The organism is Chryseobacterium sp. S90, assembly GCF_047444895.1.
GTDB lineage: Bacteria > Bacteroidota > Bacteroidia > Flavobacteriales > Weeksellaceae > Chryseobacterium.
In genome coordinates, this window is sequence record NZ_JBLGCX010000002.1 from 121,298 (window position 1) to 145,838 (window position 24,541).

General features: G+C 35.5%; 26 protein-coding genes. 13 read left to right on the top strand and 13 right to left on the bottom strand.

Going from position 1 to position 24,541, the window contains the following annotated elements; translation table 11 throughout:
- Window positions 1-56 precede the first annotated feature (56 nt).
- Window positions 57-1,955, top strand: a complete 1,899-nt coding sequence (dnaK, locus tag ACLMCG_RS08295) for a molecular chaperone DnaK (protein ID WP_047378697.1) — start codon at window positions 57-59, stop codon at window positions 1,953-1,955.
- Between the two features lie 87 nt (window positions 1,956-2,042).
- Here the strand turns inward: dnaK and ACLMCG_RS08300 are convergent, their stop codons facing one another.
- Entirely contained in the window at window positions 2,043-2,420 is a 378-nt protein-coding gene (locus ACLMCG_RS08300; protein WP_413961059.1) for a winged helix-turn-helix transcriptional regulator, read from the bottom strand.
- A gap of 93 nt (window positions 2,421-2,513) precedes the next feature.
- Here ACLMCG_RS08300 and ACLMCG_RS08305 point away from each other — a divergent pair, with 93 nt between their 5' ends.
- The 6 genes from ACLMCG_RS08305 to ACLMCG_RS08330 all read left to right on the top strand — a co-directional run bounded on the left by ACLMCG_RS08305 (window position 2,514) and on the right by ACLMCG_RS08330 (window position 11,449).
- Window positions 2,514-2,957 carry a DUF3291 domain-containing protein gene (locus ACLMCG_RS08305; RefSeq protein ID WP_413961058.1) on the top strand — a complete coding sequence of 148 codons (444 nt, stop codon included), beginning with the start codon at window positions 2,514-2,516 and terminating at the stop codon, window positions 2,955-2,957.
- A gap of 202 nt (window positions 2,958-3,159) precedes the next feature.
- A complete protein-coding gene (locus ACLMCG_RS08310) occupies window positions 3,160-5,877 on the top strand; it encodes a TonB-dependent receptor plug domain-containing protein (RefSeq protein WP_413961057.1) in 2,718 nt (905 codons plus the stop codon).
- A 20-nt stretch (window positions 5,878-5,897) separates the two neighbouring features.
- Window positions 5,898-7,247, top strand: coding sequence for a DUF4876 domain-containing protein (locus ACLMCG_RS08315; RefSeq protein WP_413961056.1), 1,350 nt, complete (start codon window positions 5,898-5,900; stop codon window positions 7,245-7,247).
- Window positions 7,237-8,829, top strand: coding sequence for a DUF6850 family outer membrane beta-barrel protein (locus ACLMCG_RS08320; RefSeq protein WP_413961055.1), 1,593 nt, complete (start codon window positions 7,237-7,239; stop codon window positions 8,827-8,829). Before ACLMCG_RS08315 ends, ACLMCG_RS08320 begins: the two co-directional genes overlap by 11 nt.
- A 7-nt stretch (window positions 8,830-8,836) precedes the next feature.
- The gene (locus ACLMCG_RS08325; protein ID WP_413961054.1) at window positions 8,837-9,979 is read left to right on the top strand and encodes a cytochrome-c peroxidase; all 1,143 of its coding nucleotides are present in this window, start codon (window positions 8,837-8,839) and stop codon (window positions 9,977-9,979) included.
- Window positions 9,980-10,339: 360 nt separating this feature from the next.
- Complete coding sequence (locus ACLMCG_RS08330) at window positions 10,340-11,449, top strand: heparan-alpha-glucosaminide N-acetyltransferase domain-containing protein (protein ID WP_413961053.1); 1,110 nt, start codon at window positions 10,340-10,342, stop codon at window positions 11,447-11,449.
- A 59-nt stretch (window positions 11,450-11,508) separates the two neighbouring features.
- Here ACLMCG_RS08330 and ACLMCG_RS08335 read toward each other — a convergent pair whose 3' ends face one another.
- The 4 genes from ACLMCG_RS08335 to ACLMCG_RS08350 all read right to left on the bottom strand — a co-directional run bounded on the left by ACLMCG_RS08335 (window position 11,509) and on the right by ACLMCG_RS08350 (window position 13,883).
- The gene (locus ACLMCG_RS08335) at window positions 11,509-11,862 is read right to left on the bottom strand and encodes a cupin domain-containing protein (RefSeq protein WP_142717602.1); all 354 of its coding nucleotides are present in this window, start codon (window positions 11,860-11,862) and stop codon (window positions 11,509-11,511) included.
- Between the two features lie 19 nt (window positions 11,863-11,881).
- Entirely contained in the window at window positions 11,882-12,301 is a 420-nt protein-coding gene (locus tag ACLMCG_RS08340) for a DoxX family membrane protein (protein ID WP_413961052.1), read from the bottom strand.
- 150 nt (window positions 12,302-12,451) lie between these two features.
- Window positions 12,452-13,243 carry a helix-turn-helix domain-containing protein gene (locus tag ACLMCG_RS08345; protein ID WP_413961051.1) on the bottom strand — a complete coding sequence of 264 codons (792 nt, stop codon included), beginning with the start codon at window positions 13,241-13,243 and terminating at the stop codon, window positions 12,452-12,454.
- Between the two features lie 70 nt (window positions 13,244-13,313).
- Window positions 13,314-13,883, bottom strand: a complete 570-nt coding sequence (locus ACLMCG_RS08350; RefSeq protein WP_413961050.1) for a hypothetical protein — start codon at window positions 13,881-13,883, stop codon at window positions 13,314-13,316.
- Window positions 13,884-13,967: 84 nt separating this feature from the next.
- Here ACLMCG_RS08350 and ACLMCG_RS08355 point away from each other — a divergent pair, with 84 nt between their 5' ends.
- Window positions 13,968-14,480, top strand: a complete 513-nt coding sequence (locus ACLMCG_RS08355) for a thioredoxin family protein (protein WP_413961049.1) — start codon at window positions 13,968-13,970, stop codon at window positions 14,478-14,480.
- A 78-nt stretch (window positions 14,481-14,558) separates the two neighbouring features.
- On the opposite strand, the gene ACLMCG_RS08360 is transcribed toward ACLMCG_RS08355, so the two are convergent.
- The 5 genes from ACLMCG_RS08360 to ACLMCG_RS08380 form a co-directional block, all read right to left on the bottom strand.
- Window positions 14,559-15,158 carry a hypothetical protein gene (locus ACLMCG_RS08360; RefSeq protein WP_223599182.1) on the bottom strand — a complete coding sequence of 200 codons (600 nt, stop codon included), beginning with the start codon at window positions 15,156-15,158 and terminating at the stop codon, window positions 14,559-14,561.
- Between the two features lie 134 nt (window positions 15,159-15,292).
- Window positions 15,293-15,688, bottom strand: coding sequence for a hypothetical protein (locus ACLMCG_RS08365; protein ID WP_047420913.1), 396 nt, complete (start codon window positions 15,686-15,688; stop codon window positions 15,293-15,295).
- Between the two features lie 50 nt (window positions 15,689-15,738).
- A complete protein-coding gene (locus ACLMCG_RS08370) occupies window positions 15,739-15,870 on the bottom strand; it encodes a hypothetical protein (RefSeq protein ID WP_413961048.1) in 132 nt (43 codons plus the stop codon).
- A gap of 82 nt (window positions 15,871-15,952) precedes the next feature.
- On the bottom strand, window positions 15,953-16,309 hold the full coding sequence (locus ACLMCG_RS08375; protein WP_318846878.1) for a hypothetical protein: 357 nt from the start codon (window positions 16,307-16,309) through the stop codon (window positions 15,953-15,955).
- 11 nt (window positions 16,310-16,320) lie between these two features.
- Window positions 16,321-16,479 carry a hypothetical protein gene (locus ACLMCG_RS08380; protein WP_413961047.1) on the bottom strand — a complete coding sequence of 53 codons (159 nt, stop codon included), beginning with the start codon at window positions 16,477-16,479 and terminating at the stop codon, window positions 16,321-16,323.
- A 357-nt stretch (window positions 16,480-16,836) separates the two neighbouring features.
- Here ACLMCG_RS08380 and ACLMCG_RS08385 point away from each other — a divergent pair, with 357 nt between their 5' ends.
- The 5 genes from ACLMCG_RS08385 (at window position 16,837) to ACLMCG_RS08405 (ending at window position 21,103) form a co-directional block, all read left to right on the top strand.
- A complete protein-coding gene (locus ACLMCG_RS08385; protein ID WP_413961046.1) occupies window positions 16,837-17,850 on the top strand; it encodes a nucleoid-associated protein in 1,014 nt (337 codons plus the stop codon).
- 62 nt (window positions 17,851-17,912) lie between these two features.
- Entirely contained in the window at window positions 17,913-18,875 is a 963-nt protein-coding gene (locus ACLMCG_RS08390; RefSeq protein ID WP_413961045.1) for a hypothetical protein, read from the top strand.
- A 264-nt stretch (window positions 18,876-19,139) separates the two neighbouring features.
- The gene (locus ACLMCG_RS08395) at window positions 19,140-19,310 is read left to right on the top strand and encodes a bacteriocin-like protein (protein WP_413961044.1); all 171 of its coding nucleotides are present in this window, start codon (window positions 19,140-19,142) and stop codon (window positions 19,308-19,310) included.
- An 85-nt stretch (window positions 19,311-19,395) separates the two neighbouring features.
- Window positions 19,396-20,247 (top strand): GLPGLI family protein, encoded by an 852-nt coding sequence (locus ACLMCG_RS08400; protein ID WP_413961043.1) that lies wholly within the window; start codon window positions 19,396-19,398, stop codon window positions 20,245-20,247.
- Window positions 20,248-20,329: 82 nt separating this feature from the next.
- Window positions 20,330-21,103, top strand: coding sequence for a cyclase family protein (locus tag ACLMCG_RS08405; RefSeq protein WP_223599187.1), 774 nt, complete (start codon window positions 20,330-20,332; stop codon window positions 21,101-21,103).
- Window positions 21,104-21,189: 86 nt separating this feature from the next.
- Here ACLMCG_RS08405 and ACLMCG_RS08410 read toward each other — a convergent pair whose 3' ends face one another.
- From ACLMCG_RS08410 to ACLMCG_RS08420, 3 genes are read right to left on the bottom strand one after another with little or no spacing between them, the layout of a single operon-like run.
- The gene (locus ACLMCG_RS08410; RefSeq protein WP_413961042.1) at window positions 21,190-21,942 is read right to left on the bottom strand and encodes a succinate dehydrogenase/fumarate reductase iron-sulfur subunit; all 753 of its coding nucleotides are present in this window, start codon (window positions 21,940-21,942) and stop codon (window positions 21,190-21,192) included.
- Window positions 21,943-21,955: 13 nt separating this feature from the next.
- On the bottom strand, window positions 21,956-23,872 hold the full coding sequence (locus tag ACLMCG_RS08415) for a fumarate reductase/succinate dehydrogenase flavoprotein subunit (RefSeq protein WP_413961041.1): 1,917 nt from the start codon (window positions 23,870-23,872) through the stop codon (window positions 21,956-21,958).
- Between the two features lie 11 nt (window positions 23,873-23,883).
- A complete protein-coding gene (locus tag ACLMCG_RS08420; RefSeq protein ID WP_413961040.1) occupies window positions 23,884-24,540 on the bottom strand; it encodes a succinate dehydrogenase cytochrome b subunit in 657 nt (218 codons plus the stop codon).
- Between the last annotated feature and the right edge of the window lies 1 nt (window position 24,541).

Genomic DNA, 24,541 nt, shown 5'->3' on the forward strand with positions numbered 1-24,541 from the left:
ATATTGAGAAATTGAGAGTGTAAATTAAATTAAAAATAGAAAAAATATAAAATATTATGAGTAAAATAATTGGAATTGACTTAGGAACAACCAACTCTTGTGTTGCTGTAATGGAGGGTAAAGACCCTGTTGTTATTCCTAACGCAGAAGGTAAGAGAACTACTCCTTCTATTGTAGCTTTTACAGAAGACGGAGAAAGAAAAGTAGGTGATCCTGCAAAAAGACAAGCTGTAACGAATCCAACAAAAACTGTTTACTCTATCAAAAGATTTATCGGAACTCACTTTAAAGATGATGCTTCTGAAATCACAAGAGTACCTTATAAAGTAGTTGCTGGACCAAACGATACCGTAAAAGTAAAAATCGACGATAGAGAATATACTCCACAGGAAATTTCTGCAATGACTCTTCAGAAAATGAAGAAAACTGCTGAAGATTATCTTGGACAGGAAGTAACAAGAGCGGTAATCACTGTTCCTGCATACTTCAACGATGCACAGAGACAAGCTACTAAAGAAGCTGGTGAAATCGCTGGTCTTAAAGTAGAAAGAATTATCAACGAACCTACAGCTGCAGCGTTAGCTTACGGTCTTGATAAGAACCATAAAGATCAGAAAATTGCAGTATATGACCTTGGTGGTGGTACTTTCGATATCTCTATCCTTGATTTAGGAGATGGTGTATTTGAAGTATTATCTACAAACGGTGACACTCACTTAGGAGGTGATGACTTTGATGATGTGATCATCAACTGGATGGCTGATGAGTTCAAAGCTGAAGAAGGTGTTGAATTGAAATCTGATGCGATTGCATTACAAAGATTGAAAGAAGCTGCTGAAAAAGCTAAAATTGAATTATCTTCTTCTCCACAGACAGAAATCAACTTACCATATATCACGGCTACTGCTACAGGTCCTAAGCACTTAGTAAAGACTTTAACAAAAGCTAAATTCGAGCAATTATCTGCTGATCTTGTAAGAAGATCTATGGAGCCTGTTGCTAAAGCATTAAAAGATGCTGGTTTATCAACTTCTGATATTGATGAAGTAATCTTGGTAGGTGGTTCTACAAGAATCCCGATCATCCAGGAAGAAGTAGAAAAATTCTTCGGTAAAAAACCATCTAAAGGAGTGAACCCGGATGAGGTTGTAGCTATTGGTGCAGCAATTCAGGGAGGTGTATTGACAGGTGATGTAAAAGACGTATTACTACTTGACGTTACTCCACTTTCTTTAGGTATTGAAACAATGGGTTCTGTATTCACTAAATTAATTGAGGCGAACACTACGATCCCAACTAAAAAATCTGAAGTATTTTCTACAGCTTCTGACAACCAGCCAGCTGTAAGCATTAGAGTAGGACAGGGAGAAAGATCAATGTTCAACGATAATAAGGAAATCGGTAGATTCGATCTTCAGGATATTCCACCAGCACCAAGAGGAGTTCCTCAGATTGAAGTAACTTTCGATATTGATGCGAATGGTATCCTAAGTGTATCTGCTAAAGATAAAGGAACTGGTAAAGAGCAGTCTATCAAAATTCAGGCTTCTTCAGGTCTTTCTGACGAAGAAATCGAAAGAATGAAGAAAGAAGCTCAGGAAAACTCTGCAGCGGATGCTAAGAGAAAAGAAGAAGTTGAAATCTTCAACAAAGCTGACGGATTGATCTTCCAGACTGAAAAGCAATTGAAAGAATTCGGTGAAAAGCTTTCTGCTGACAAAAAAGCAGCTATCGAGGCAGCTCATGCAGAATTAAAAACAGCTTTCGAAGCTAAAAATGTTGATGACGTAAAAGCTAAAACTGAAGCGTTAGATGCAGCATGGATGGCAGCTTCTGAAGAGTTATATGCAGCGGGTCAACAGCCAGGTGCTGATGCAGGTGCAGGAGCTCAGAATGCAGGTGGAAATGCCGGAGCTGAAGATGTACAGGATGCAGACTTCGAAGAAGTAAAATAATAAATGTAAACACTAACATTTAATTATAAATCAACCCCGCAGTAATTTATTTACTGCGGGGTTTTTATTTAGACTGATATTCAGATTTTATACATCAACTTTTAAAGTATTTTTTTTACTTTCTAAAATGGTTTTGCCCCAATCATTAATATGATTTAACAAAGGAATAAATGATAATCCTAAATCTGACAAACTATATACAACTTTTACGGGAGGCTTTGTTCCAAATACTGTTCGTGTTATTAATTGATCTCTTTCCAATTGTCTCAGCTGAATACTTAAGGTTGTTTCAGTAATAAAAGAAAGCTCTTTTTTTAGTTCACCAAACCTTTTATCACCATTTTTTAAGTGACAGAGAATAACCGCTTTCCATCTTCCTCCAATGAAATCCATAACAAAACTTACTGCACAGGGATATGATTTTTGATCAACATTGATGTATAAGGTCTTACATTCTTTTTCCATCTTTTTTATAGTATCTAAATTGATAGTTATTTTATGCTAATAGTACAAGATCTATTTTTACACAATATTAATCAGAATAAAAGAAATAAAAAAATGTACCAGCTAGCACAAATTAATGTTGCCCGAATGATAGGAGCTAACATAGAAGATCCGGTAATGAATGAGTTTGTCAGTCATTTGGACTCAGTAAACCGATTGGCAGAGGAAAGCGATGGATTTATCTGGAGACTGAAAGACGATGAAAATAATGCTACAAGTTTTAATCCGCTTAATGATGAGAAAATTATTATCAATATCTCTGTATGGAAAGATATAGAATCGTTGGAATATTATACCTATAAGACATTTCACGTTGATTTTGTAAGAAGAAGAAAAGAATGGTTTCAAAAATATGGAAAGGCCTATTATGCTTTATGGTGGATTAAAGATAATGAATATCCAAGTATTGACGAGGCATTAAAACGTTTGGAATATTTGCAGGAAAAAGGTTCATCTTCCTATGCATTTAATTTTCAATCTGTTTTTCAAAAGCCATAGCTAAATATATAATGATAAAAGAGAACAACTTTAATACACTATAAATGCAGTATATTAAAGTTGTATTGTTATTGTATTCTTTATATGAAGAATTAAATGCATATATTTTTTTATTTTAAGTTAAAATAACTTAAACATTTTCAAAAACTTACTTTTTATTTAGAATAATTATAATTAATTTTGCAGTCTAAATATTTTAAGGGTGAAATTATCGTTATTAGCAGGTGCTGTTTTTCTAACAGCAGGCGGATTCCTGTCTGCCCAAAAAGTAGAAATTTTTCACAATGGACAACGCAAAACGGGAGAACTTGTCAGTGGTGGTTTGAAAGAATGTAAACAATTGCATAAAAATGGCAATTCTATGATTCTTAAAGGAAAATGTCAGATCACTTTTCTGAATGACAATAATAGAGAAGAAACCATTATAATAAAAGAAGGGGAGGAACTGAATCTGCAGATTCTATCACCTAAAAGTTCATCTCGTGAAAGATCAGAAATCCGAATCGAAGGTGTACAGCTTACAGCAAGAAAAAAACAATTTTCTGAGATCGTTATTCAACAGGAAGCACTTCAAAACCTCCAGTCATTTTCAATTGGTGACGTATTGCAGCAATTACCCGGTCAATATGTACAGCAATTTGACAATACTCAATTTAAAAATATTGTATTCAGAACTGCCAGTGGACCTTCAATCACAGGCTCCGGAACAGTTCCGGGAGGTGATGATTTTGGAAACAGGGCATTTGGAGTACAGTTGATGGTCAATGATATTGCCTTGTCTAATAACGAAAATATGCAGAGCTATGATTCTGCCAACAGCGGTCCTTTTGGAATAAGCTTTAATACTTCTACCAAAGGAGGAAATTTAATGCCCGGACAGCCTAACTATGGGGTCGATTTAAGAGAAGTTCCTACAGAAAATATAGAAAGTATTGAAGTTATACAAGGAGTTCCAGATGCCAAATATGGTGATTTAACTTCCGGATTAATCAAAGTTACCACAACGGCGAAGGCATCACCATTACGATTGGATGCCTCTCTGAGAGAAGGAACTTATCAGGTTGGCCTTACCAAAGGTTTTAAAATTAATCAGAACAATGCCCTGAATGCTTCCGTTGATTATATGAATTCGCTTTCAGATCCCCGAACCAGTCTTGTAGGGTATGACAGAACAAATGTCAATCTTCTTTGGTCAAGTAATAAAAATGGCTTTAGAAATAAGCTTTCTGCTTCATTTTCTACCAATAGCAGCAAGGGAAAAAGAGACCCGGATGATGTTGACGGAATGATTATCAATGTCGAAAACAAAAGCTTTTCATTAGGAAATAATATCAGCTATTTTTTTGCACAGAATGGTAAAAAAACATTCTTCAAATCAATCAATGTCGATATGGGGATAAGCTATGCAACTCAGCTTACAGAACGCAGATATTGGCTGAACCAGGGAGCCCGGCCGTATGGAAACTCTACGACAGATGGTGTTTATTATGCACCTTATACACCACCAAGTTATGAGAATCAGGCATTTTCGGATGGTAAACCTCTTAATATTTACACCAATTTTAGTATTAACGGAATAAAATTAACTTCTTCGAAATGGGCTCATAACTATAGTATGGGTGCTAACTTCCGCTATGGAGATAACTTTGGAAAAGGAAGATACGGAACTGCAGGTCAGTTTACTACGATAAATGCAGCCGGGCAAGGGTCCAATGGGATGAGAGATTTTAATTACAGGGATAATGTATTTTCCAGTAAACAATATGCACTGTATATTCAGGATAATATTACCAAAGTCTTTGCTAATAAACACATTTTTAAAACAAATCTGGGTCTTCGTTATGATCTGCAGAATTCATATTCTACCTATTCGCCAAGGGTAAACACATCTTATCAGATGGGAAAATTTTCTGTGAGAGGAGGGTTTGGATTAACATCTAAAGCACCTTCACTCAATCAGCTCTATACATCACCGAGATATTTTGACTTTTTGTTAGGGGATTATCGTTTGCCTGGATATTACTCAGCGGCGATTATGCAAACAGTAGTGACTCCAGGAGATAATGCAAGCCTTAAACCTTCAAAAAGCTGGAAAACGGAAATAGGAGTTGATTACAGATTTCCTTTCGCAATAGTTAACCTTACGGCATATTACAATAAGTTGGTTGATGGTTTTACCACATTGAGTGTTCATAAGATTATGGATAAAGCCAAAGTGGATGTCAATATATCCGGAACAAACGTGCCTACTTTTGAAGTGGTAGGAACTGAAAAATTTAATTACCTCCAGAACAGAATTATTAATGGATACCAGTCTTCAGATAAAGGATTGGAACTGATGGCCAGCTTCAAAAAAATAGAAGCTCTTAATCTTGTGATTGGTTTCAATGCCAGTTATGTAGAAACTTCTGGGCAGAAAGACGACGGGCTTTACAAAATCAGTGCGCCGGAGATCATGGATAAGGATTTCCAATACGGGATTTATAATGATATTAAAAATAAAAGATCCATGGCCAGAGCGAGTTTCAGTTTTGATTATCACCTGGCTTCATCAGGGTTAATTATTGGCCTGAGAACGGATCATTTTCTTTCAGACAGATCACTTACAGGAATGAATGACATTTATCCGATAGGATATATAAAACATGATGGAGAAATGCAGATGATTCCTGAAAATGAACGTACCAATCCAAAATACCAGGGATTGTTCCTGAAACCTTCTGAAGAAAAACTTTCAGGGCTATATAACAAAACACTTCATAATGTTCATTTAAGAGTTACAAAAGATTTCTTAAGTGGTTTCAGATTGTCAATATACGTAAGTAATGTTTTCAATTTAAAAGCATATGATGAAAGAGGAAGTGTTTATGGCAACTTTACTTCTACTTCGTTCGGAGGAAATATTTCATACAGATTTTAATAATACTAAAAATAAAAATAATGAAACGATTAATACTATTGTTAATAGTTCCCGTTCTTACTCTTGTTGGATGCAACAGAGATGATGACTTTGGAGGGAATAACGAGATTAAGCCTGTTCCGTTTACTATAAATATTAAATATGATGCTTCCAAATATCCTTCTGTGGCAGATAAAGGAGTAGCGAATGTAACCGTTATTCTGAAAAATACAGCAACAGAAGATCAGATTGTGGGAAAAACAGATGCCAACGGAGAACTGAAATTAGATGCCGTTCTGCCGGGAAGCTACAGTGTTCAGGCTGAGCTTCAACTAAAGCAGAGTGAATATGAACAGCAGCTAGGGGAGGAAACAAGTTATGAAATTGTTCACTTCGGAGGTTTTGATGAAAAAGTAACCATCAATGCCAATACTTCTTCGAAATTGATCAGAATTACCAGTGGAAACCTTGGTGATCTTGTGATTAAACAATATTATTATGCAGGTTCTGATAATAAATTAGGAGCCAATTTCAGAGATCAGTTTATTGAGATCCACAACAATTCAGATCAGACTATTTATGCTGACGGCTTATACCTGGTATTTCTGGAAGGAAATGTGAACAGTAATGTGACGACCTATACTTTATCCAACGGACAGTATGACTGGAGCAAAACTGCTGGAGGAGGTGCATCAGCCAATACAGATTATGTATACTCTAATATACTTATCAAAATACCTGGAAGCGGTAGTCAATATCCTATCTTACCAGGGAAAAGTATTATTGTAGCTCAAACAGCCATTAATCATAAAATGCCTTTCGATGATATTAACGGTACAGGAATAGCGATACAGGAACCTGACAGAACTGTTGACCTGAGCCATGCTGACTTTGAAACGTATATGGGAGATTATAATATAAGTATTGGTAAGAAGCCTTTTGCATGGGATATTCAGAATATTATGGTGCCGGATATGCAGGTTGCTTATTGGAGTATTGCCTCTAATGACTTAATCCTGAATGTGAATTCTATGCTGGGATTGGGAATTCTGAGAGCAACAGATGCAGAAGTGGCAAGCTGGCAAAAAGTAGCAGCTCCTAAAGCGCCTACCGGAACCCTGTTTTTGCAAATTCCTAAAAACTATATCATAGACGGAATAGATATTACAGATAAAGAGCAGAAAGTACCTAAAGATTTCCCTGCAGATATAGATGCTTCAAGAACTTTTATTGTCAACTCACAGGGGCAGGCTGAAGGTACTTTTAGCGGATTTTCTGTCATACGTAAAACGAAGGAAATTATAAGTGGACGCGTGGTATTGCAGGATACAAATAATTCTGCCAATGATTTTGTAACGATTAAAGCAAACCCTAGAGGATATGCGCAATAATAAAAATAAGACAATTAAAGTTTTTCAATACGGAATGTTGGGATTGGCCGTATTAAGCAGCCAGTTTTTCAATGCTCAGACTAGTCATTTAGATAGTATTAACATCAGTTCTGTAGAAAAAGATATTAGAATAAATGATCCCTATATTTCATTTTTCCAGCCTTTGGATTTTTCTCGGACAACTTTTCAGTATTCTTCTGTAAAACAAAATTTTAAAAGAGTACAGACTGCAGGAGAAACAGGCAGTTTTACGTTTCAGTCTGAAGGAGTTTATAAACTGAATAATAAAATTGCCTTATCTGGAAGACTTAGGGCAGACAAAACTACCGAAGAAGACGTTCCCTATATTCTGAGTGATGAAAGAACTACCAATTCTTCTTTTATTTACAATCCTTCGTATTATTGGGTTCCACGTTCGGCAAGATGGCAGAAACAAAACTATTTTATCAATGGACAGTTTGCCTATAATCCTGTAAAACCTGTAATCCTGCAGTTGGGAGGAGAAGGAAGTTATTCCAAATCTTACCGTCAGAATGCAGATCCAAGACCGAAAGTAGATGATTACAAATATAAAGCTTTTGCAAAATTGGGTCTGAAATGGAAGCAGCATGCCATTTTCGGAAAACTGAGCTATGTACATCATTACAAGGGAAATGACATCATGTTTGTCAATATGAAAGGAAATGTACCTGCAAATGACAGCATTTATATCCGTTATAATGAAGGATATGGTAATCAGTATATCGGGAATACCGAGTATAAAACTTCCGAATATAAATTAGGAGGTTATATCTGGGGTGGTGAATATGCTTTTAATAATGAGAATACCCATTTTTCTGCCGGATACGATTATAAAAATCTGATTGAACGTTTTTACAGAGTTTTTGAATATCAGGACGGCAGCTTTAACTGGCATAAAGACTATACAAAATATTCCGGACTGAAAACGGATCTTCACAGTTTCTACCTGAATTTTTTAGGAAATTATAATGGTAAAAAATGGGCTTCCATGATGACCTATCAGGATCAGCTGGATACCAATTACAACTATCCTTTGGAGTACAGATCCTACCGTCTCGAGCAGAAGAATCTTTTCTGGAAGAATAGTGTGGTTTGGTTTAATCATAAAAATGAGGCATTTAAAATTCTTTTTGATGCAGCCTATGGAAAGAATCACGTGAAAGATGCTTCTGTAGTAATGGACAGGAAACTTTCCTTTTTCAATTACCGTTTGGGAGCGGAAAAAGAATTTGCTTTAAAACCTTCCCATAAATTAGCTGTCGGTCTTTCACAAAACTTGTATATTCCATTGGAAAAAGAATTCAATTATCAGCCTTACCAAAGCACAAAAGAGAATATCTTTGCAACTAAAATCGCTCAGCCGGACTTCGCTTATGATGCAACGCCTAAAATTGGTCTTAATTTTAACGCAAGTTATATTTTCGATCAGAATAAAATCAGGTATGAGCTGTTTGGAAGTTTTTCTCAAACCTGGCTGATGAACAGTACATATAAAAATCAAGTGGACTACAATGGCAGAGCTAATCATGTTGCCCTGGTAGGATTGAATGTTTATTATTAAAAAATAAATGAAAGACAGATATCTCGCTTTTCTGGCCATTGCCGGAATAGTATGTTTATTAAGTTATACTTCAAATGACTCTACGGGATATACCGTAGAAGAGCTTCGTACCTTATACAGCAGCGGAGATCAGAACAAATGGCCGGCTGCTCATTTATTTGATGAAGCGAAAGAAGGTTTTCAGGATATAGGACCCTTGTCTAAAATGAAATTTCCTGAAGATAATCCCTATTCCGAAGATAAAATGGAACTGGGAAAAATGTTATTTTTTGATCCGAGATTATCCAAAAGCGGACAGATTTCCTGTGCCAACTGTCACAATCCTGAAATTGGCTGGTCAGACGGAAGCAGAGTTTCCTTTGGGCACGACAGGCAGACGGGAACCAGAAATGCACCTACTTTGGTGAATATCGGATATGCTAAAACATTTTTCTGGGACGGTCGTTCAGCGACTTTGGAGGAACAGGTGAAAGCCCCTATCGAAAATCCGGTAGAAATGAATCTGCATATGTCAATGGCAACAAAAAATATCAGGAAGATTAAAGGTTATAAAACTTTCTTCATAAAAGCTTTCGGGAATGGGGAAGTGACCGAAGAGAAAATTGCAAAAGCTGTTGCTACATTTGAGCGCTCTCTGATAAGTCCGCCATCAAATTTTGACAAATTCGTTACCGGAAAAAAAGATGCTTTAACGGATTCTGAAATTAACGGACTTCATTTATTCCGAACTAAAGCTAACTGTATCAATTGCCACAACACCCCTTATTTTTCTGACCAGAAATTCCACAATTTGGGACTGACATATTACGGAAAGAAATATGAAGATCTGGGAAGATATATCGTTACCAAAAAGAACGAAGATGTAGGAAAGTTCAAAACACCTACGCTGAGAGAAGTTTCTGAGAATAAACCTTACATGCATAACGGACTTTTCCCTGAACTGGCAAACATTGTTATGATGTACAACGCCGGAATGGGAAGGGAAACTCCAAAAGGAGATCAGATCAATGATCCAAAGTTTCCCCACAAATCAGGAATGATAGAAAAACTGAATTTAACAGACGACGAAGTTTTTGATATTGTAGCATTTTTAAAAACCCTAAATAGTTACAAATACAAAATGCGTCCACCGGAATTACCTAAGTCATAATCATTATAATAAAACTCTTCCAGCCCTGGAAGAGTTTTTTATTTCAAAAAATAATAATCGCTGTATTCAATCATAAAACAATTTTCTTAACCGGATATTTCGTTGATAGTAATACTTATTTTGTCAATTTAATATCTGGTTTTGTGTGTTGGATTTGGGTATAAAGTTTGCTTAAAAAGCTCTTTAATTCCATAATAAATATTTAGTTATTAATAATTTATGAAAATTTATTTATGAATTATGAGATGTGATTTTAATTTGTATATTTGATTTTATTTAGAATAAATAAAAATATTGTTTAAAGAAATAATTAATGAATACAATTTTATCCATCTAATCCACAATTTCACTAAAAAAACTATGGAACAACAAAACAAAAGAATCCTCACGCTGGATTTAATAAAAGGTATAAGTGTCATCGGAATGATTATCATACATACCTTGTTGGTGTATGCCAATGTAAAATCACAATATGAAACAGCAATTGGCAGTTTTATTGTTTTTCTCGGAAGAGGAACTTCCATTTTCCTGATCTGCATGGGAATTACCTTTATGACTTCCAGCCATCAAAGTCTTAAGAGTGCTTTGAAACGTGGTGTTTTACTGGTATTTGCAGGCTTGTTTATGAATTTTATGAAGTTTATGATCCCTGTGATTTTTAATTTTGCTCCTGATAATTTTATTCAGAAATATGGATGGCATGCTCCTATAGAGCAGCAATATGTATATCTGGTACAGCTGGGTGATATTTTACAGCTGGCAGGAATGTCTTTGCTGTTTGTCGGGTTTATCAGAGAATATGTTAAAAATAAATACATCATTCTGGCGATAGGTCTGTTCGTTGCATTGATATCCAGAGAAGTTAGTGGAATTAACCTGGACTATCCTGTGATCAATTATATTCTGGATCTTCTTTTTAATACTGACTATCCGGCTTACGTGTATTTTCCTGTTTTTCCATGGATGGCTTTTATCATCATCGGAATGTTTTTCGGAAAATGGTTCCAGGAGCTGAACTACAACAGCAAACAATTATTTAGAAATATGCTGTATGTGGGATTGGTTTTCGTTGCAGTTGGTGCGCCATTGGTTTTTCTGTATGGCGAATACAATTATAACGGTTTCTATCATATGGGACCCGGAGGAGTTGTTTATTTTGCAGGCTGGACGCTGATCTTCCTGTGGATTATCTATACTCTCACGGTAAACAGCAAGGAAAATAAGGCAATTAAAGTTTTAAAATATTGCAGCAGAAACCTGACTTCAATGTATATGATCCAATGGATACTGATCTCATGGGGAAAAGGTATTTTTGGGTACAGACAGCATAGTATTGGTTATGTAATGGTGCTTGTTGTACTGTATATTATTCTCACGTTTTCAGTCCAGACTTTGGTAGATATTGTGAGAAAGAAAAAAACATTAATTGTTTTCAGACCAATGTCAGCGGACAAAACAGTTTTGAAATAATTCCAATCCTTTTTTAATCATAAAAACCACAGTAAACTTACTGTGGTTTTGTTTTGGAATTAAAGAATCTCCACTTCTTCAGGAATTACAAAAAGAATCGTACAACCTTGTTCAGACTTTACTGAATGTTTAAAATTGGGTGGAGTATACAGATAATCTCCTTTTTCAAGTTGGGCTCCTGCAATAGTAGCATCACCTTCCATAATAAAAAGTTCCTCTCCGGCAGGATGATTGTGATAAGGATAGCTGGCTCCCGGTTCAAATTTTAAAAGAATGCTGGTAGAACGGTTTTTCTCCGGATCGAATTTTAAAGATTTTACAAAGATACCTTCATAATGAATTCCTTTTTCAATTAAAGGCTGCCATTCTTTTTGTTCTGTTTTTACGATGTAATCGTGGATGTTGGTGTTCATGATATATAAATTTTAATTGTTATTGTTGTAAAAATTGGTCTAAACTCCATTGATAACGGGAGAAAGTACTCAGGAGAAATGCTCCGGCGCAGAATACAAAAACAGAATAATCTAAAGGCTCTTTAATGCCAAAAGAAATACTCATCGCAACCGCAAAAAATAAAGTAAGAATAGAGGCGCACCGTGCAGTTCCTTTTACCAGATAACCTACAAGAAGCAGAATACCGATTGATAATTCAGCAGCTGTAGACAATACGGCTATTATGGAAGCCCATGACTGCGGTAAAAATGAATTTGTTTCAGCGGTATATTCCACAAACTTTTTCCAGCCTGAAGATTGCGCTCCCCAAAGATTCAGCCTGCTCGCTACGGCAGATAAAAATCCGAATGCCAAAGCTATCCTTAATAAAAAAACGGCGGTGTCCTGTTGCGTTTTCATACTTATAATTTTTAGGTCTTAATTACAGTACAAAGTTCAGGGAAAACCGTTGTCTAAAGAATAGACAATTTTGGGAAAAACATATAATATTTAGAAGGGAGGAGGGAAGTTGGAGGCTGGAAGTTAATATGACGCTGTTGATTTCTTCTTTTAGATTTCCTTTACTGCCTTTTGATAATCTTTAGGGGAACGTGAAGTATGCTTTTTAAAGAAATTTGAAAAGTAGAAAGGATCATTGAAGCCCAGCTGATAAGCAATTTCCTTTACTGATAGTTTTTCATACAGTAAAAGTCTTTTCGCTTCAGAAATAATAAGGCTGTAGATAACATTCTGAGCGGTTTTGCTTGTGTGGAGTTTTGAAACTTCATTCAGTTTGGCTTCAGTAGTTCCAAGGAGATCAGCAAAATGAGAGACCTGATAATTGTTTTTGAAATTCTTTCTGACACTTTCAAGGAATTTTAAGAATAAAGCATCCGGTTTCCAGATTTCATCACCGTTGGCAATTTTACTGCGGTTGATTTCTACCAACAGCAATTCTACCAGAGAATGTGTAGAAATCAGATATTGATAAGGCTGTTCCAGAATTTCTTTTTCAATGGTGTTCAATGTTCCTGAGAAAAATGAAGGATTATGAATCATGATTATCTCATTCATTCCGAAATGACAAAAAAGCCCGTTGTGAAAAATAAGTTCAATATCACTGTCACTTTTAGAAAAGAAGTCCAGAGTAAATTCTAATGCAGTAAGTTCTCCTTGAACTGTTTTTAACTGATGAAACTGCCCTGAAGTAATCGTTACGACCTGATTGGGTTTCAGGATAAAAATATTTTCGTCAATCAAAATTTCAGCACTTCCATGATGACACCAAAATAGCGTGTATCTGATGACGCGTCTTGGCTCAGGATGCCCTGACTGATTAGAATATTTTTTTATTTCAATCATTTTTAAACTTGTTAAAAATTAATGTAACTGAATTGGGTGAAATTTAAATCTATTTGCTATACCAAGAAATTTAGTTTTGTTTTTGATCAATTTTTTTCAAATCTTTCCTTACTAACATGATTTCTTCTTCAGTAAGCTTACCATAACCCATTGCTTTAATTTGCTTAAGTTGTGTTTTTCCTATTTCATCTTGTTTATTATTTTTTAATAACTCATCCCGTAATGAAATATAATCTTGGGCTGAGTAAACTTCATCTTTCAAAAATTCTGCAATATTTTTATTTTTTCCAACACATCCTAGGGTATATTTCATAATTAAAGGATTGCTGGAGTAGAATGTATAGATTTCTAAGAATCTTTTATCATTCCTTTTAAACAGTTCTTTTCCTGAATACACCTTTAGTGCATTACTGCCATTCATCGCAAAATAAAACAGTTCGTCATTAGTCGCTATTTTGGCAACTTTTTTAAATTGATTATAAATTTTACTTTCTTCTCCTCCTGCTCCGATATGAGATGATTCAGCGTAGGAAATATGATCTAAAGGTTTTGCTAGCTTTTTTACCGCATCAGAAACCTGAGCATTATATCCTATACAACTTAAAGTAAGAAGTAAACCGCAAAAATATTTATAACTCATTATTTATATTAATATTTAAAGTTAAATAAAATAACTGAACGATTAAATACCTAAATTCGTGTAGATTTAAACAAAAAATTCAGAATGAAATACTCTAAAATTATTATCGTTGTTACCCTGTTTTTATTTCAGTTAGGTACAGCACAGGAAAAAGCAGATGTAGTTTTAAATACAGCCTTTAAAGAAGCTAAAGCAGGGAAGAAAAATGTTTTACTGATATTCCATGCTTCATGGTGCAAATGGTGCAAGATGATGGAAAAAAATATGGATCTTCCTGAAGCCAAACCTATTTTTGATAAAAGATTTGTCACTGCTTATGTGGATGTTCAGGAAAGGGGCGAAAAGAAAAGTCTTGAAAACCCTGGCGGGCAGGAATTGATGAATAAATATAAAGGTGAAAATGCCGGACTTCCTTTCTGGCTGATTCTAAATCCAAAAGGAGAAGTACTGGCAGATTCTTTTGATGCTAAAGGAGAAAACCTGGGATCACCGGCCACACCGGAAGAAGTAACTGCTTTTATTGCCAAGTTAGGGAAGGCCTCAAAACTGAATAATGAAGAATCGCAGACAATAGAGAAGGTATTTGTAAAGAAATAAAAACTCTTCTATTTATCATAAAAAACAAATCCCCGGAAATATAAGCTCCGGGGATGTATTTTGAATCATTACCAGTGACTATAATTCTTGGTAAGAATATTCAATATTAGTCCATAAAACCTGATCCCCTGATTTTATCATTTCAGAAGGAGTTGTGAAAATATTTCCAAAAATATTTTCGTATTGGGTTGTCCCAAAATGTGCACTTTTAGTAATCAATAGTGCATCATGATCGTTTCTGGGTACTTTTTTAATGTATCTGTAAGTTCTTTTTAAAGTAAACGAAGAGTTACCTTTCTTGAAATCACCAATGTAAGCTGGCTTATTGTTATTCTCTTTGATCAGTACAGAATCATTTACGATTGTAAAACTATAAGTAAAATCTGTAGATGAGGTTTCTGAAATCAATCTGATCGTCTTGTTTTTAAGATCAAGGTTTATTTTTTTCCAGGAAGGTTCCTGGTAGAGGTTCCAGTATTGGCTTAGGTAGGTTTCATCAGGATTAGATTTACTTCCGAATGATCCGGTATAAAGAGTGGTTCCTTTTACCGCATAGCTTTTGAATTCAAACTGATACATTTCTTTATCAATCGGCTTCGGATCATCAATGGTGTTGTCATTATTTCCACATGAGATCAGCGAGAGGCATATCATTGCTGCATAAAAAGGGTACTTCATTGTTATTATTTTTGCAAAAATAGGGGTTTTACACGTATGGGGTGAAATAGAAGAAGGTGTGATTTGTCAGTAACAGAAAGAAAAAGCAAAAAGACGAATTCATTTATTTGCCTTTTTGCTCTTTGTTTTACCTATTATTTTCCAAAATATATCATATCCTGCTTCTGCTGTTCATTATAAATGATCTGGAAGCTTACAGGCATATATTGATAAAGGAGTTTCCAGTGTTGAATCTTTGCGTGTTTCTTGAAACTTTCAAAAGATCTTACAAACAGGTTTTCAATCATGGTTCTTACATAAGAATCCCCATTTTTATAGATTGAGTCCATCAGTTTAAGGTGATGGGCAATAATACTGATTTTAGATTCCTGTAAAAGCTTCTTCAGATAATTCACGGTAGCCTGCATGATTCCAGCGAAATTGTCCTGAACAGACAACTGTGTGATTTCATTGCGAAGTGGCGGATAGAAAAATTTTAAGTATTCAACAGCTATTTTTTGATTAATAGTTTGCATTTGTACTTTCATCATAATTAAGATTTTTCAAACACTTTGTATTGCAGCGAAATGTATACCAAAATTTAAAGGCAGGCTGCAAAAATAAATACGGATACTATCACAGCGATGTGAGTGAGCAATATCTCTGTATTGTGTCTGTTATTCGTGGTTTTCCAGGTTTTCCAGTCTGAAATTCTTCTTATTTTATTTTTCATAATCTATTGATTGTGAGTTATTTTTAATTTTGTTTAATTTAAACACTTTGTAATGAAACGGATAAAAAATGTAATAAAACCTTTATATACCGTGACTGTAAATTTGTCTTGAATATACCTTCTGAAGGTTGGTAGAAATGTGACTAAAAATCACTTTTCTGTATTCTTCACTGCAGAAAGCGGTACAATTGTCCAGAGAATAGATAAAAGTAGTCTCAATTGCATTTTTTAATACAGTATCTCCATCAGTGTAAATTTTGTCCATTTTCTGTAAACTTCTGAACAACAGATTTCTGTCATTCTGACGGATCATATTTTTAATACGTTCTGTAAAAGTGCGGATGATGCTGTATGAATTTTGAATTTTAATTTCTTTCACTTCTTGTTCAAAATCAGGAACCACATCTGTGATTTCCTTTACGGCTTGTAGATAATTCATAATATTATATTTTAATGGTGTTCCAGCATTTTGATAATGGCGCCAAAGATGAAAATGGTTAAAAAAGCAAAAAAGAGCAGATGATAGGGCTTCAGCCACTTTGGCGTTTCAGGTCCTCTGCTTTTTAATCTTCTCAGCTTGTCGAGTCTGTTTAAAGTCTTTAAGTCCATTTTTCTATGTTTTCAAATCATGATGCCAATGGTATTCCGTTGAAAATAAATTTTATTTAAAGTGTTGATAAATAATATTTTGTGATTTTTAAGCTTGATTTTTGAAACAAAAAAGCATGTCAAAATGATAAGGAGTTTATCAATTTGGAAAAATGAAAGGCAAAAATTTTTCTTGCCAGCACAATTACAACGGAATGGCTGAAATTCCCCTCTCTTGGAGGGGTGGCGAAAATTCAAAGAATTTTTGACGGGGTGGTATAAATCTACTTCAATAAAATCTATCTCATCTTATGACATTTTTTAAGTTTCGCAGAAAGAATAAGAATGAATATCTTTGCAGTCCAAATATTCAGAAAAATGTTTTCAAAAATAATAGTACACAGAGTCGGAAATAAGATCAATGGAGATTCCCTGACACTTTCCCAGGAGGAATTGAAACTGGAAGAAGGAATGGCAGAAATGCTTGAAGATTACTTTTTAGGATCTTTTAAATCAGAAGAAACTTTTCATTTTTACAGTGACACTTATCTGGTGAATAATCCGGTTTACAGTGCGGTATCAGAAATTTTTGATGACAAAGCCAAGTTCATCTGGGAATCTGAAAACATTGCAAAACATCTTTTTGAAGCAGCTGAAAACCCAAGAGTTCAGAGTGGAGAACTTTTTATCGTATTTTTTGAAGATGAAAGTGACCGTCCTGATAAAGTGGACAAAATCGGGATCTTCAAAACAGAAAAGAGAGAATCTTTCCTGAAAATCACTCCTTCAGAAGAAACATTTGACATTGAAAAAGATCAGGGAATCGGGCTGTCTAAAATTGATAAAGCTGCTTTGATCTACAACAACAATAAGGAAACCGGATATGTACTTTCTGTAGTTGATAACAACAAAAATGGGGATATGTACTACTGGTTTGAAGATTTCCTTAAAGTGAAACAGCGTGATGATGAATATTTTCACACACAGGAAGCTTTGATGGTGTATAAAGATTATATCACAAAACAGCTTCCTCAGGAATTTGAAGTTTCCAAAGCAGATCAGGCAGATTTCCTTAATAAATCAATTAATTTCTTTAAAGAAAAAGAAGAATTTAAACTTGATGAATTTGCTAATGAGGTATTGGGAGACGAACATGTGATTGAAAGTTTCGTGAACTTTAAAACAGATTACGAACAGGATATGCAGGTGAATATTGCTGAAGAATTCCCGATCAGTGAAGCTGCGGTAAAAAAGACACAAAGACATTTTAAAAGTATTATCAAATTAGATAAAAACTTCCACATTTACATCCATGGAGACCGACAAAAAATCGAAACGGGTGAAGATGATAAAGGGAAATATTACAGACTTTATTTTGAAAAAGAGGTGTAAAAAAGAATTCTCCCATTCAATAATATTATCATAACTTTATCTCACCACACAAAATAATAGTTATGAAATTTATGATCATTTTCTGGGGGATTTTTCTCTTTTTTTTCTGCGTTCCTTTTCCGATTTTCATTTATATGATGAGTGAGGAACTGGCGACAGAACCGAGAAATTCATTAGCTGTGAGCTATGGATATCTCGGTTTTTCTTTGCTCATATGGCTGTATGTTATTGCCTTCTTTGTTAATATCCTTTTTATAAAAACCTTTAAAGAGAAGAATACTATTCAATCCATACTGCGGAACGGAATTCCCAGAGAAGCAAAAATCATCAGCTATAAACTCCTGAAGTATATTCCGAAAACCAATATGAATATCATTCAGATTGTTCTTTCATTTCCTAATCTCAGAAATACCTTGATTGAGCATGAAATGATGTTTCACGATTCTAAACCGCAGCAAAAAAGATTTGATGTCGGAAATAAGGTGAAAGTACTGCTTAATCCCAAAGTTTCACAGGAGCCTTACTTTATTTTAAGTGATCAGAAAGTGGGGTTCAATACCTCAGGAATCGTTTTAAGAATTGTATTTGCTGTATTAATGATTGCTTACATAGGAGGACTCTACTATTACTTCTATATGCGGGAATCTTTTGATTTTGGCTGGAGATTCCTGACCTTCATGCACCCGATTATTTTCAGCGGTGTAATAACGCTTATTTATATATTGGTTTTTCAGTTGCTGATCAGCAAGCTTTTTAAAAATAAAAAAGAAGAACAAATCCTCTTTTCAGGAAGAAATGCTGAAGCCAATATTATCAGCGTAAGCCAGACAGGACTTCTTGTCAATGACCAGCCTCAGATTATGTTTCAGGTAAGTTTTAAAGACTTCAGAGGAACTGAACATATTGCGGTCTACAAGAAAATTGTCAGCCTTTTGAATCTCTCTTCTGTCCCTAAATACGGAACTATTGAAATTATGTATGATGAGAATGATCCAAAGAAGATTATGATCCCTAAAGGGTTTTAGGGCAAAATGAATGAAGTAAAAGCGGAAAAGGATAATAATGTATCGAATTAATCATTTAACATAAACAAAAATAACAAAAAGCATTTTTTAATAAATGCTTTTTGTTATTTAAGTAATATGATAAAACCAATTCAATTTTATACGAAAAATTTTTAAGTGAAAAATATGTTTTTGTCATAAAATCAACGGGTTAACATAATAAAAAATATCTTATAGATATGAGTTAGTTGTATATATTTGAGACCTGATTAAAAAACATATTTTATGAAAAAAATGAAAAAAATGACTCGCGAAGACCTTAAAACTGTAAAAGGAGGAATTAAACAAGTTTGGATTGCAGAATTTTGTGGTCAGACTGCTACTACAACGCAAGATTGGACTCCAGAACAAGCAAATCAGTGGCTTGCTAATCTTGAAGCAAATTACTGTAATTAATATTTGTTTCATATTAATTATTTGCACTTATAACTTTTATTATTAGGTTATAAGTGCTTCTTTTTTTGCAATCAAAAATGATTCTATGTATTACGATAAAAAACTACTCCAATTATTAACCTTATTTTTTAGTGTTTTATTTTTTTCTCAATTACATAAAAAAGATACTCTGCGGGGTGAGTTTACCTATTTATTGAAAGCTAAATTGAATACATCAACTCCTGATTATAGACATGAAGAATTTTTTTCATTACAGATAGATGATAAACGTGCTTTTTTTGCAAGTATTCAATCACTTAAAAGAGATTCAGTATTCCAGGCACTTCCAATAAAAACTTTAGAAAATGGAGCAAAACTGTTAAGCTCGAAAGGAGTGTCAGTTCCAAAAACAAAATTTTCCTTTACCATAATACAATCAAATGAAAATATACAGTATTTTAACTTAGTTGGAATGTCCATACTTACCTATAAAGAGCCGATCATTAAAAATTGGAAATTGAGTAATGATACAAAAATAATAAACACAATTAATTGTAAAAAAGCAGAAGTTACCTTTAAGGGCCGAAATTGGATCGCCTGGTATGCTCCCGAAATTCCTTTACCCTATGGTCCATATAAATTTAGCGGATTGCCTGGATTGATTGTTAAAATAACAGATGATAAAGAAGAGTATGATTTTGAGCTTATAAAATCTATACCTGCATATAAATTAAAAGGTAAGTTAATTAACATAAGAGAAAATCGATATAGTGAAGCTTTTGAAACAACTCGACCGAAATTTGAAAAAGCGTTAAAAGATGCCAATGCGAACTTAATTGGTGTACTTGCAAGTTATGAAACCACTATTATACAAGGGCAGGAAATCATAAGACAAAGACAAAAAGAAAGGGAAGAAAACAAAAAATACGAAAACCCACTAGAATTAGAAAAAGATTAGTCATTACTAATCTTTTTCATTTGTTAATATCTATTCATCTTTTTTGCCTTATTTGCTATCTTTGTTTCCTTAGCTGAATCATATGAAAACAACAATTGTCGATCTGACAAAACCCATCCAATATAATGCAGGTGACCCTTGGTTTATGAGGGTGAAAATCAAACATAAAGCACACCGAAAGTCACATTGGCTGATTCGTTTGGCACTAAGACTTCCAGCAAGGCTTTTTCCTAAAAACTGGACGGGATGGGCAGATGACACGATCAAAAATATGGGTCTGCATGCCACAACTCATATTGATGCTCCATGGCATTATGGTCCTGTTGTGGAAGGAAAACCGGCTAAAACTATAGATCAGATTCCTTTGGATTGGTGTTATGGAGATGGAATTGTGATTGATTGCACTCATAAAGAAGACTTTGTTGCTATCACTGTAGATGATCTGAAAAAAGATCTGGATAAAAACAGAATTACTATAGAGGAAGGAAATATTGTTTTGATCAGAACAGATCGTGACAAGATGATGGGAACCTCAGATTTTGTAGAAAAAGGAACGGGAATGAGCAAAGAAGCTACAGAATGGCTGATTGATCAAGGTGTGAAAGTAATGGGAATTGACCAATGGGGTTGGGATCTTCCACTAAAATATATGGCTCAGAAGGCCAAGGAACTCAATGATCCCGAATTCTTCTGGGAAGGTCATCGTGTAGGCATCGAAAAAGAATATTTACACATTGAACAGCTTACCAATCTCAGTGCATTACCTCCATCCGGATTTAAAATCTGCGTATTTCCGTTAAAAATTGTAGGCGGTTCTGCAGCTCCGGCAAGGGTAGTGGCCATGATGAACGAATAGAAGTAAATTAAAAAAAGAAAGAGCAAACCTGCATGGCAGATTTACCCTTTCAAACATGATCATTTTTAGCGTTCTTCTTTATTGATCTAAGCTTTTTTCCTGAAAAATAGAGCTCTGCTGTACTCAAAATTCATTCTGGCGATATTGAGTACGGAAATTCCTTGCGGGCATTCCACTTCACAGGCTTCCGTATTGGAGCAGTGCCCGAATAATTCTATATCCATCTGAGCCACCATGTCCAGCACTCTTTTGCTTCGTTCTTCTTTTCCCTGAGGCAGAAGAGCCATATGGGTGATTTTTGCTGAGGTAAATAATGCTGCGCTGCCGTTTTTACATGTAGCAACACAAGCTCCGCATCCGATACACGCTGCAGAATCAAAAGCTTCTTCGGCCGTTTGGTGAGTCACCGGAATGGCTGTAGCATCAGGAGCCTGGCCTGTGTTTACCGATACAAAACCTCCTGAAGATATAATTCTGTCAAAGGCAGATCGGTCTACTTTTAAATCTTTCTTCACAGGAAAAGCCTCAGCACGGAAAGGTTCTATCAGAATGGTTTCCCCATCTTTAAAAGACCGTAAATGAAGCTGGCAGGTGGTTGTATTTTTCAGAGGACCATGGGCAATACCATTAATCATCATTCCGCATTGTCCGCAAATCCCTTCACGGCAGTCGTGATCAAATTCTACAGGCTCGCCACCTTCAATGATCAGTTTCTCGTTCAAAGTATCCAGCATTTCTAAGAAAGACATATGAGAATTCAATCCTTTCAGGTCGTAGCCTACCAGTTTCCCTTCACTTTTTCTGTCTTTCTGTCTCCATATCTGAAGATGTAAATCCATAATTTTCTGTTTTTTATTTGTAACTTCTTACCGTTGGCTGAATTTCTTCAAAGGTTAAAGGCTCCTTTATCAGCTCCGGTTCTCCATTTTCACCAGCCCATGCCCATGCAGAAATAAACTGATATTCAGCATCATTTCTCATTGCTTCTCCGTCCGGAGTCTGGAATTCTTCCCGGAAATGCGCACCACAGGATTCATTACGGGTTAAGGCATCGTAGCACATTAATTCTCCTATTTCAAAATAATCGGCTACACGGCCCGCTTTTTCCAGTTCGGTATTCATTTGATCTCCCTGTCCGGAAACTCTTACATCTTTGTAAAATTCCTCCTTCAGTTTTCTGATTTCCTGAATGGCATATTTCAGACCTTCTTCATTTCTGGCCAGTCCGCAATAATCATAGAGAAGTTTCCCTAATGTTTTGTGGAAATAATCAACGGTTTTGGTTCCTTTGATATTGATAAAATCAGTAATCTGGTCTTTAACAGCTTTTTCAGCCTGTTCAAATTCCGGCGTATCAGGAGAAATTTTCCCGGTGTGAATTTCATCTGCCAGATAGTTTGCAATGGTGTAAGGTGCAATGAAATAACCGTCTACAGAAGCTTGTAAAAGAGAGTTGGCTCCCAATCTGTTGGCTCCGTGATCCGCAAAATTAGCTTCACCTAAAGCAAACAATCCCGGAACGGTAGTCATCAACTCATAATCTACCCAAAGGCCACCCATTGAAAAATGGGCAGATGGAGAGATCATCATGGGTTCTTTATAGGCATCGTATCCCGTTATTTTAAGATACATATCAAATAAATTTCCATATTTCTCTTTGATCTTATACTTTCCCTGTTCCTGAATTGCTTTTGAAAAATCAAGATACACCGCATTTTTCAAAGGCCCGATTCCGAAACCGGCATCAATTCTTTCCTTTGCTGCACGGGAAGAAATATCTCTCGGAGCAAGATTCCCGAAAGCCGGATATCTTCTTTCAAGGTAATAATCTCTTTCATTTTCCGGAATATCATTCGGAGGTCTGTTTTCACCTTCTTTTAACGGAACCCAGATTCGTCCGTCATTACGTAGTGATTCAGACATTAATGTCAGTTTAGACTGATAATCTCCGGATTGAGGAAGAGAAGTAGGGTGTACCTGAATCCAGCTTGGAGAAGCCATTAAAGCTCCTTTTTTATGAGCCCTCCAGATTGCGGAACCATTACATCCCATAGCCAGGGTAGACAGATAATAGATTTTTCCGTAACCTCCCGTTGCCAATACTACAGCATGTGCTGCATGTCTTTCAATGTCTCCTGTGTCTAAATTCCTTACAATAATTCCTCTTGCTTTGCCGCCAACGGTGACCAGATCAAGCATTTCATGTCTTGAAAACAATTGTACAGAACCTTTTCCAACTTGTCTCATTAATGCCTGATAAGCTCCCAGAAGTAGCTGTTGTCCCGTTTGTCCTCTGGCATAGAATGTACGGCTCACTTGAACCCCTCCGAATGAGCGGTTGTTCAGATATCCCCCATATTCACGTCCAAAAGGAACTCCTTGAGCTACAGCCTGGTCGATGAGGTTCAGAGAACATTCTGCCATACGGTAAACGTTAGCTTCACGAGCTCTGAAATCTCCTCCTTTCAATGTGTCTACAAACATTCTGTATACACTGTCACCATCGTTTTTATAATTTTTTGCAGCATTTACACCTCCTTGGGCTGCCACAGAGTGCGCTCTTCTCGGGCTGTCCTGGAAACAGAATGATTTGACATTATATCCCATTTCTCCCAAAGAAGCTGCAATAGAACTTCCCGCAAGTCCGGTTCCTACAACAATCACATCCAGTTTTTTACGGTTGGCAGGATTAACGAGTTTTGCTTTCTTTTTATAATTTTCCCATTTATGTTCTAATGGGCCTTGTGGTATTTTTGAATCTAAAATCATGACCGTTCTGTTTAATGATAAGTAAAGAATACATACACCGGCATCAATGCAAAACCTACACAAATGATGATTGAATAGGCGATTCCTATCGTTTTGAACCATTGCACAAACTTAGGATGATAGAGTCCCAGAGTTCTTACAGCACTGTATATTCCATGGATCAGGTGATAGCATAAGGCAATCATTGATAAAACATAAATGATAACATACCACCATTCTTTAAAGACATTCACTACTAAAATGTACAGGTCTTTATTTCCGTTCTCATCCAAAGGCGGATTTCCGAATTTGTAGATATACCAGAAGTTCTGGAAATGAATTACCAGAAAGATCAGAATTAAGGTTCCGAGGATTCCCATATTTCGGGAAGCCCATGTACTGGCTCTTCCACGTCTGTCCGACTGATAACCGCCACCGGACTTTCTGTTTTTTAAAGTAATAATCAGCCCGTCTACAGCATGCAAAATGATACTGGCATACAAAACGTAAGAAACTATTTTGATAATAATATTTCCGGATAAAAAATGCGAATAGGCATTAAATTGCAGGTGCGCCTGTTCTTGTGGCAGAAAAAGCTGAAGATTTCCAAGGAAATGAATCAACAGGAAGAATCCCAGAAAGAGTCCTGTAAGGCACATCAGCATTTTTCTTGACAATGTTGATAACATA

Bases quoted from the DNA above. Each gene is read 5' to 3' on its own strand.
- dnaK (WP_047378697.1), top strand. From the start codon at position 57: ATGAGTAAAATAATTGGAATTGACTTAGGAACAACCAACTCTTGTGTT.
- ACLMCG_RS08300 (WP_413961059.1), bottom strand. From the start codon at position 2,420: ATGGAAAAAGAATGTAAGACCTTATACATCAATGTTGATCAAAAATCA.
- ACLMCG_RS08305 (WP_413961058.1), top strand. From the start codon at position 2,514: ATGTACCAGCTAGCACAAATTAATGTTGCCCGAATGATAGGAGCTAAC.
- ACLMCG_RS08315 (WP_413961056.1), top strand. From the start codon at position 5,898: ATGAAACGATTAATACTATTGTTAATAGTTCCCGTTCTTACTCTTGTT.
- ACLMCG_RS08320 (WP_413961055.1), top strand. From the start codon at position 7,237: ATGCGCAATAATAAAAATAAGACAATTAAAGTTTTTCAATACGGAATG.
- ACLMCG_RS08325 (WP_413961054.1), top strand. From the start codon at position 8,837: ATGAAAGACAGATATCTCGCTTTTCTGGCCATTGCCGGAATAGTATGT.
- ACLMCG_RS08330 (WP_413961053.1), top strand. From the start codon at position 10,340: ATGGAACAACAAAACAAAAGAATCCTCACGCTGGATTTAATAAAAGGT.
- ACLMCG_RS08335 (WP_142717602.1), bottom strand. From the start codon at position 11,862: ATGAACACCAACATCCACGATTACATCGTAAAAACAGAACAAAAAGAA.
- ACLMCG_RS08340 (WP_413961052.1), bottom strand. From the start codon at position 12,301: ATGAAAACGCAACAGGACACCGCCGTTTTTTTATTAAGGATAGCTTTG.
- ACLMCG_RS08345 (WP_413961051.1), bottom strand. From the start codon at position 13,243: ATGATTGAAATAAAAAAATATTCTAATCAGTCAGGGCATCCTGAGCCA.
- ACLMCG_RS08350 (WP_413961050.1), bottom strand. From the start codon at position 13,883: ATGAGTTATAAATATTTTTGCGGTTTACTTCTTACTTTAAGTTGTATA.
- ACLMCG_RS08355 (WP_413961049.1), top strand. From the start codon at position 13,968: ATGAAATACTCTAAAATTATTATCGTTGTTACCCTGTTTTTATTTCAG.
- ACLMCG_RS08360 (WP_223599182.1), bottom strand. From the start codon at position 15,158: ATGAAGTACCCTTTTTATGCAGCAATGATATGCCTCTCGCTGATCTCA.
- ACLMCG_RS08365 (WP_047420913.1), bottom strand. From the start codon at position 15,688: ATGATGAAAGTACAAATGCAAACTATTAATCAAAAAATAGCTGTTGAA.
- ACLMCG_RS08370 (WP_413961048.1), bottom strand. From the start codon at position 15,870: ATGAAAAATAAAATAAGAAGAATTTCAGACTGGAAAACCTGGAAAACC.
- ACLMCG_RS08375 (WP_318846878.1), bottom strand. From the start codon at position 16,309: ATGAATTATCTACAAGCCGTAAAGGAAATCACAGATGTGGTTCCTGAT.
- ACLMCG_RS08380 (WP_413961047.1), bottom strand. From the start codon at position 16,479: ATGGACTTAAAGACTTTAAACAGACTCGACAAGCTGAGAAGATTAAAA.
- ACLMCG_RS08385 (WP_413961046.1), top strand. From the start codon at position 16,837: ATGTTTTCAAAAATAATAGTACACAGAGTCGGAAATAAGATCAATGGA.
- ACLMCG_RS08390 (WP_413961045.1), top strand. From the start codon at position 17,913: ATGAAATTTATGATCATTTTCTGGGGGATTTTTCTCTTTTTTTTCTGC.
- ACLMCG_RS08395 (WP_413961044.1), top strand. From the start codon at position 19,140: ATGAAAAAAATGAAAAAAATGACTCGCGAAGACCTTAAAACTGTAAAA.
- ACLMCG_RS08400 (WP_413961043.1), top strand. From the start codon at position 19,396: ATGTATTACGATAAAAAACTACTCCAATTATTAACCTTATTTTTTAGT.
- ACLMCG_RS08405 (WP_223599187.1), top strand. From the start codon at position 20,330: ATGAAAACAACAATTGTCGATCTGACAAAACCCATCCAATATAATGCA.
- ACLMCG_RS08410 (WP_413961042.1), bottom strand. From the start codon at position 21,942: ATGGATTTACATCTTCAGATATGGAGACAGAAAGACAGAAAAAGTGAA.
- ACLMCG_RS08415 (WP_413961041.1), bottom strand. From the start codon at position 23,872: ATGATTTTAGATTCAAAAATACCACAAGGCCCATTAGAACATAAATGG.
- ACLMCG_RS08420 (WP_413961040.1), bottom strand. From the start codon at position 24,540: ATGTTATCAACATTGTCAAGAAAAATGCTGATGTGCCTTACAGGACTC.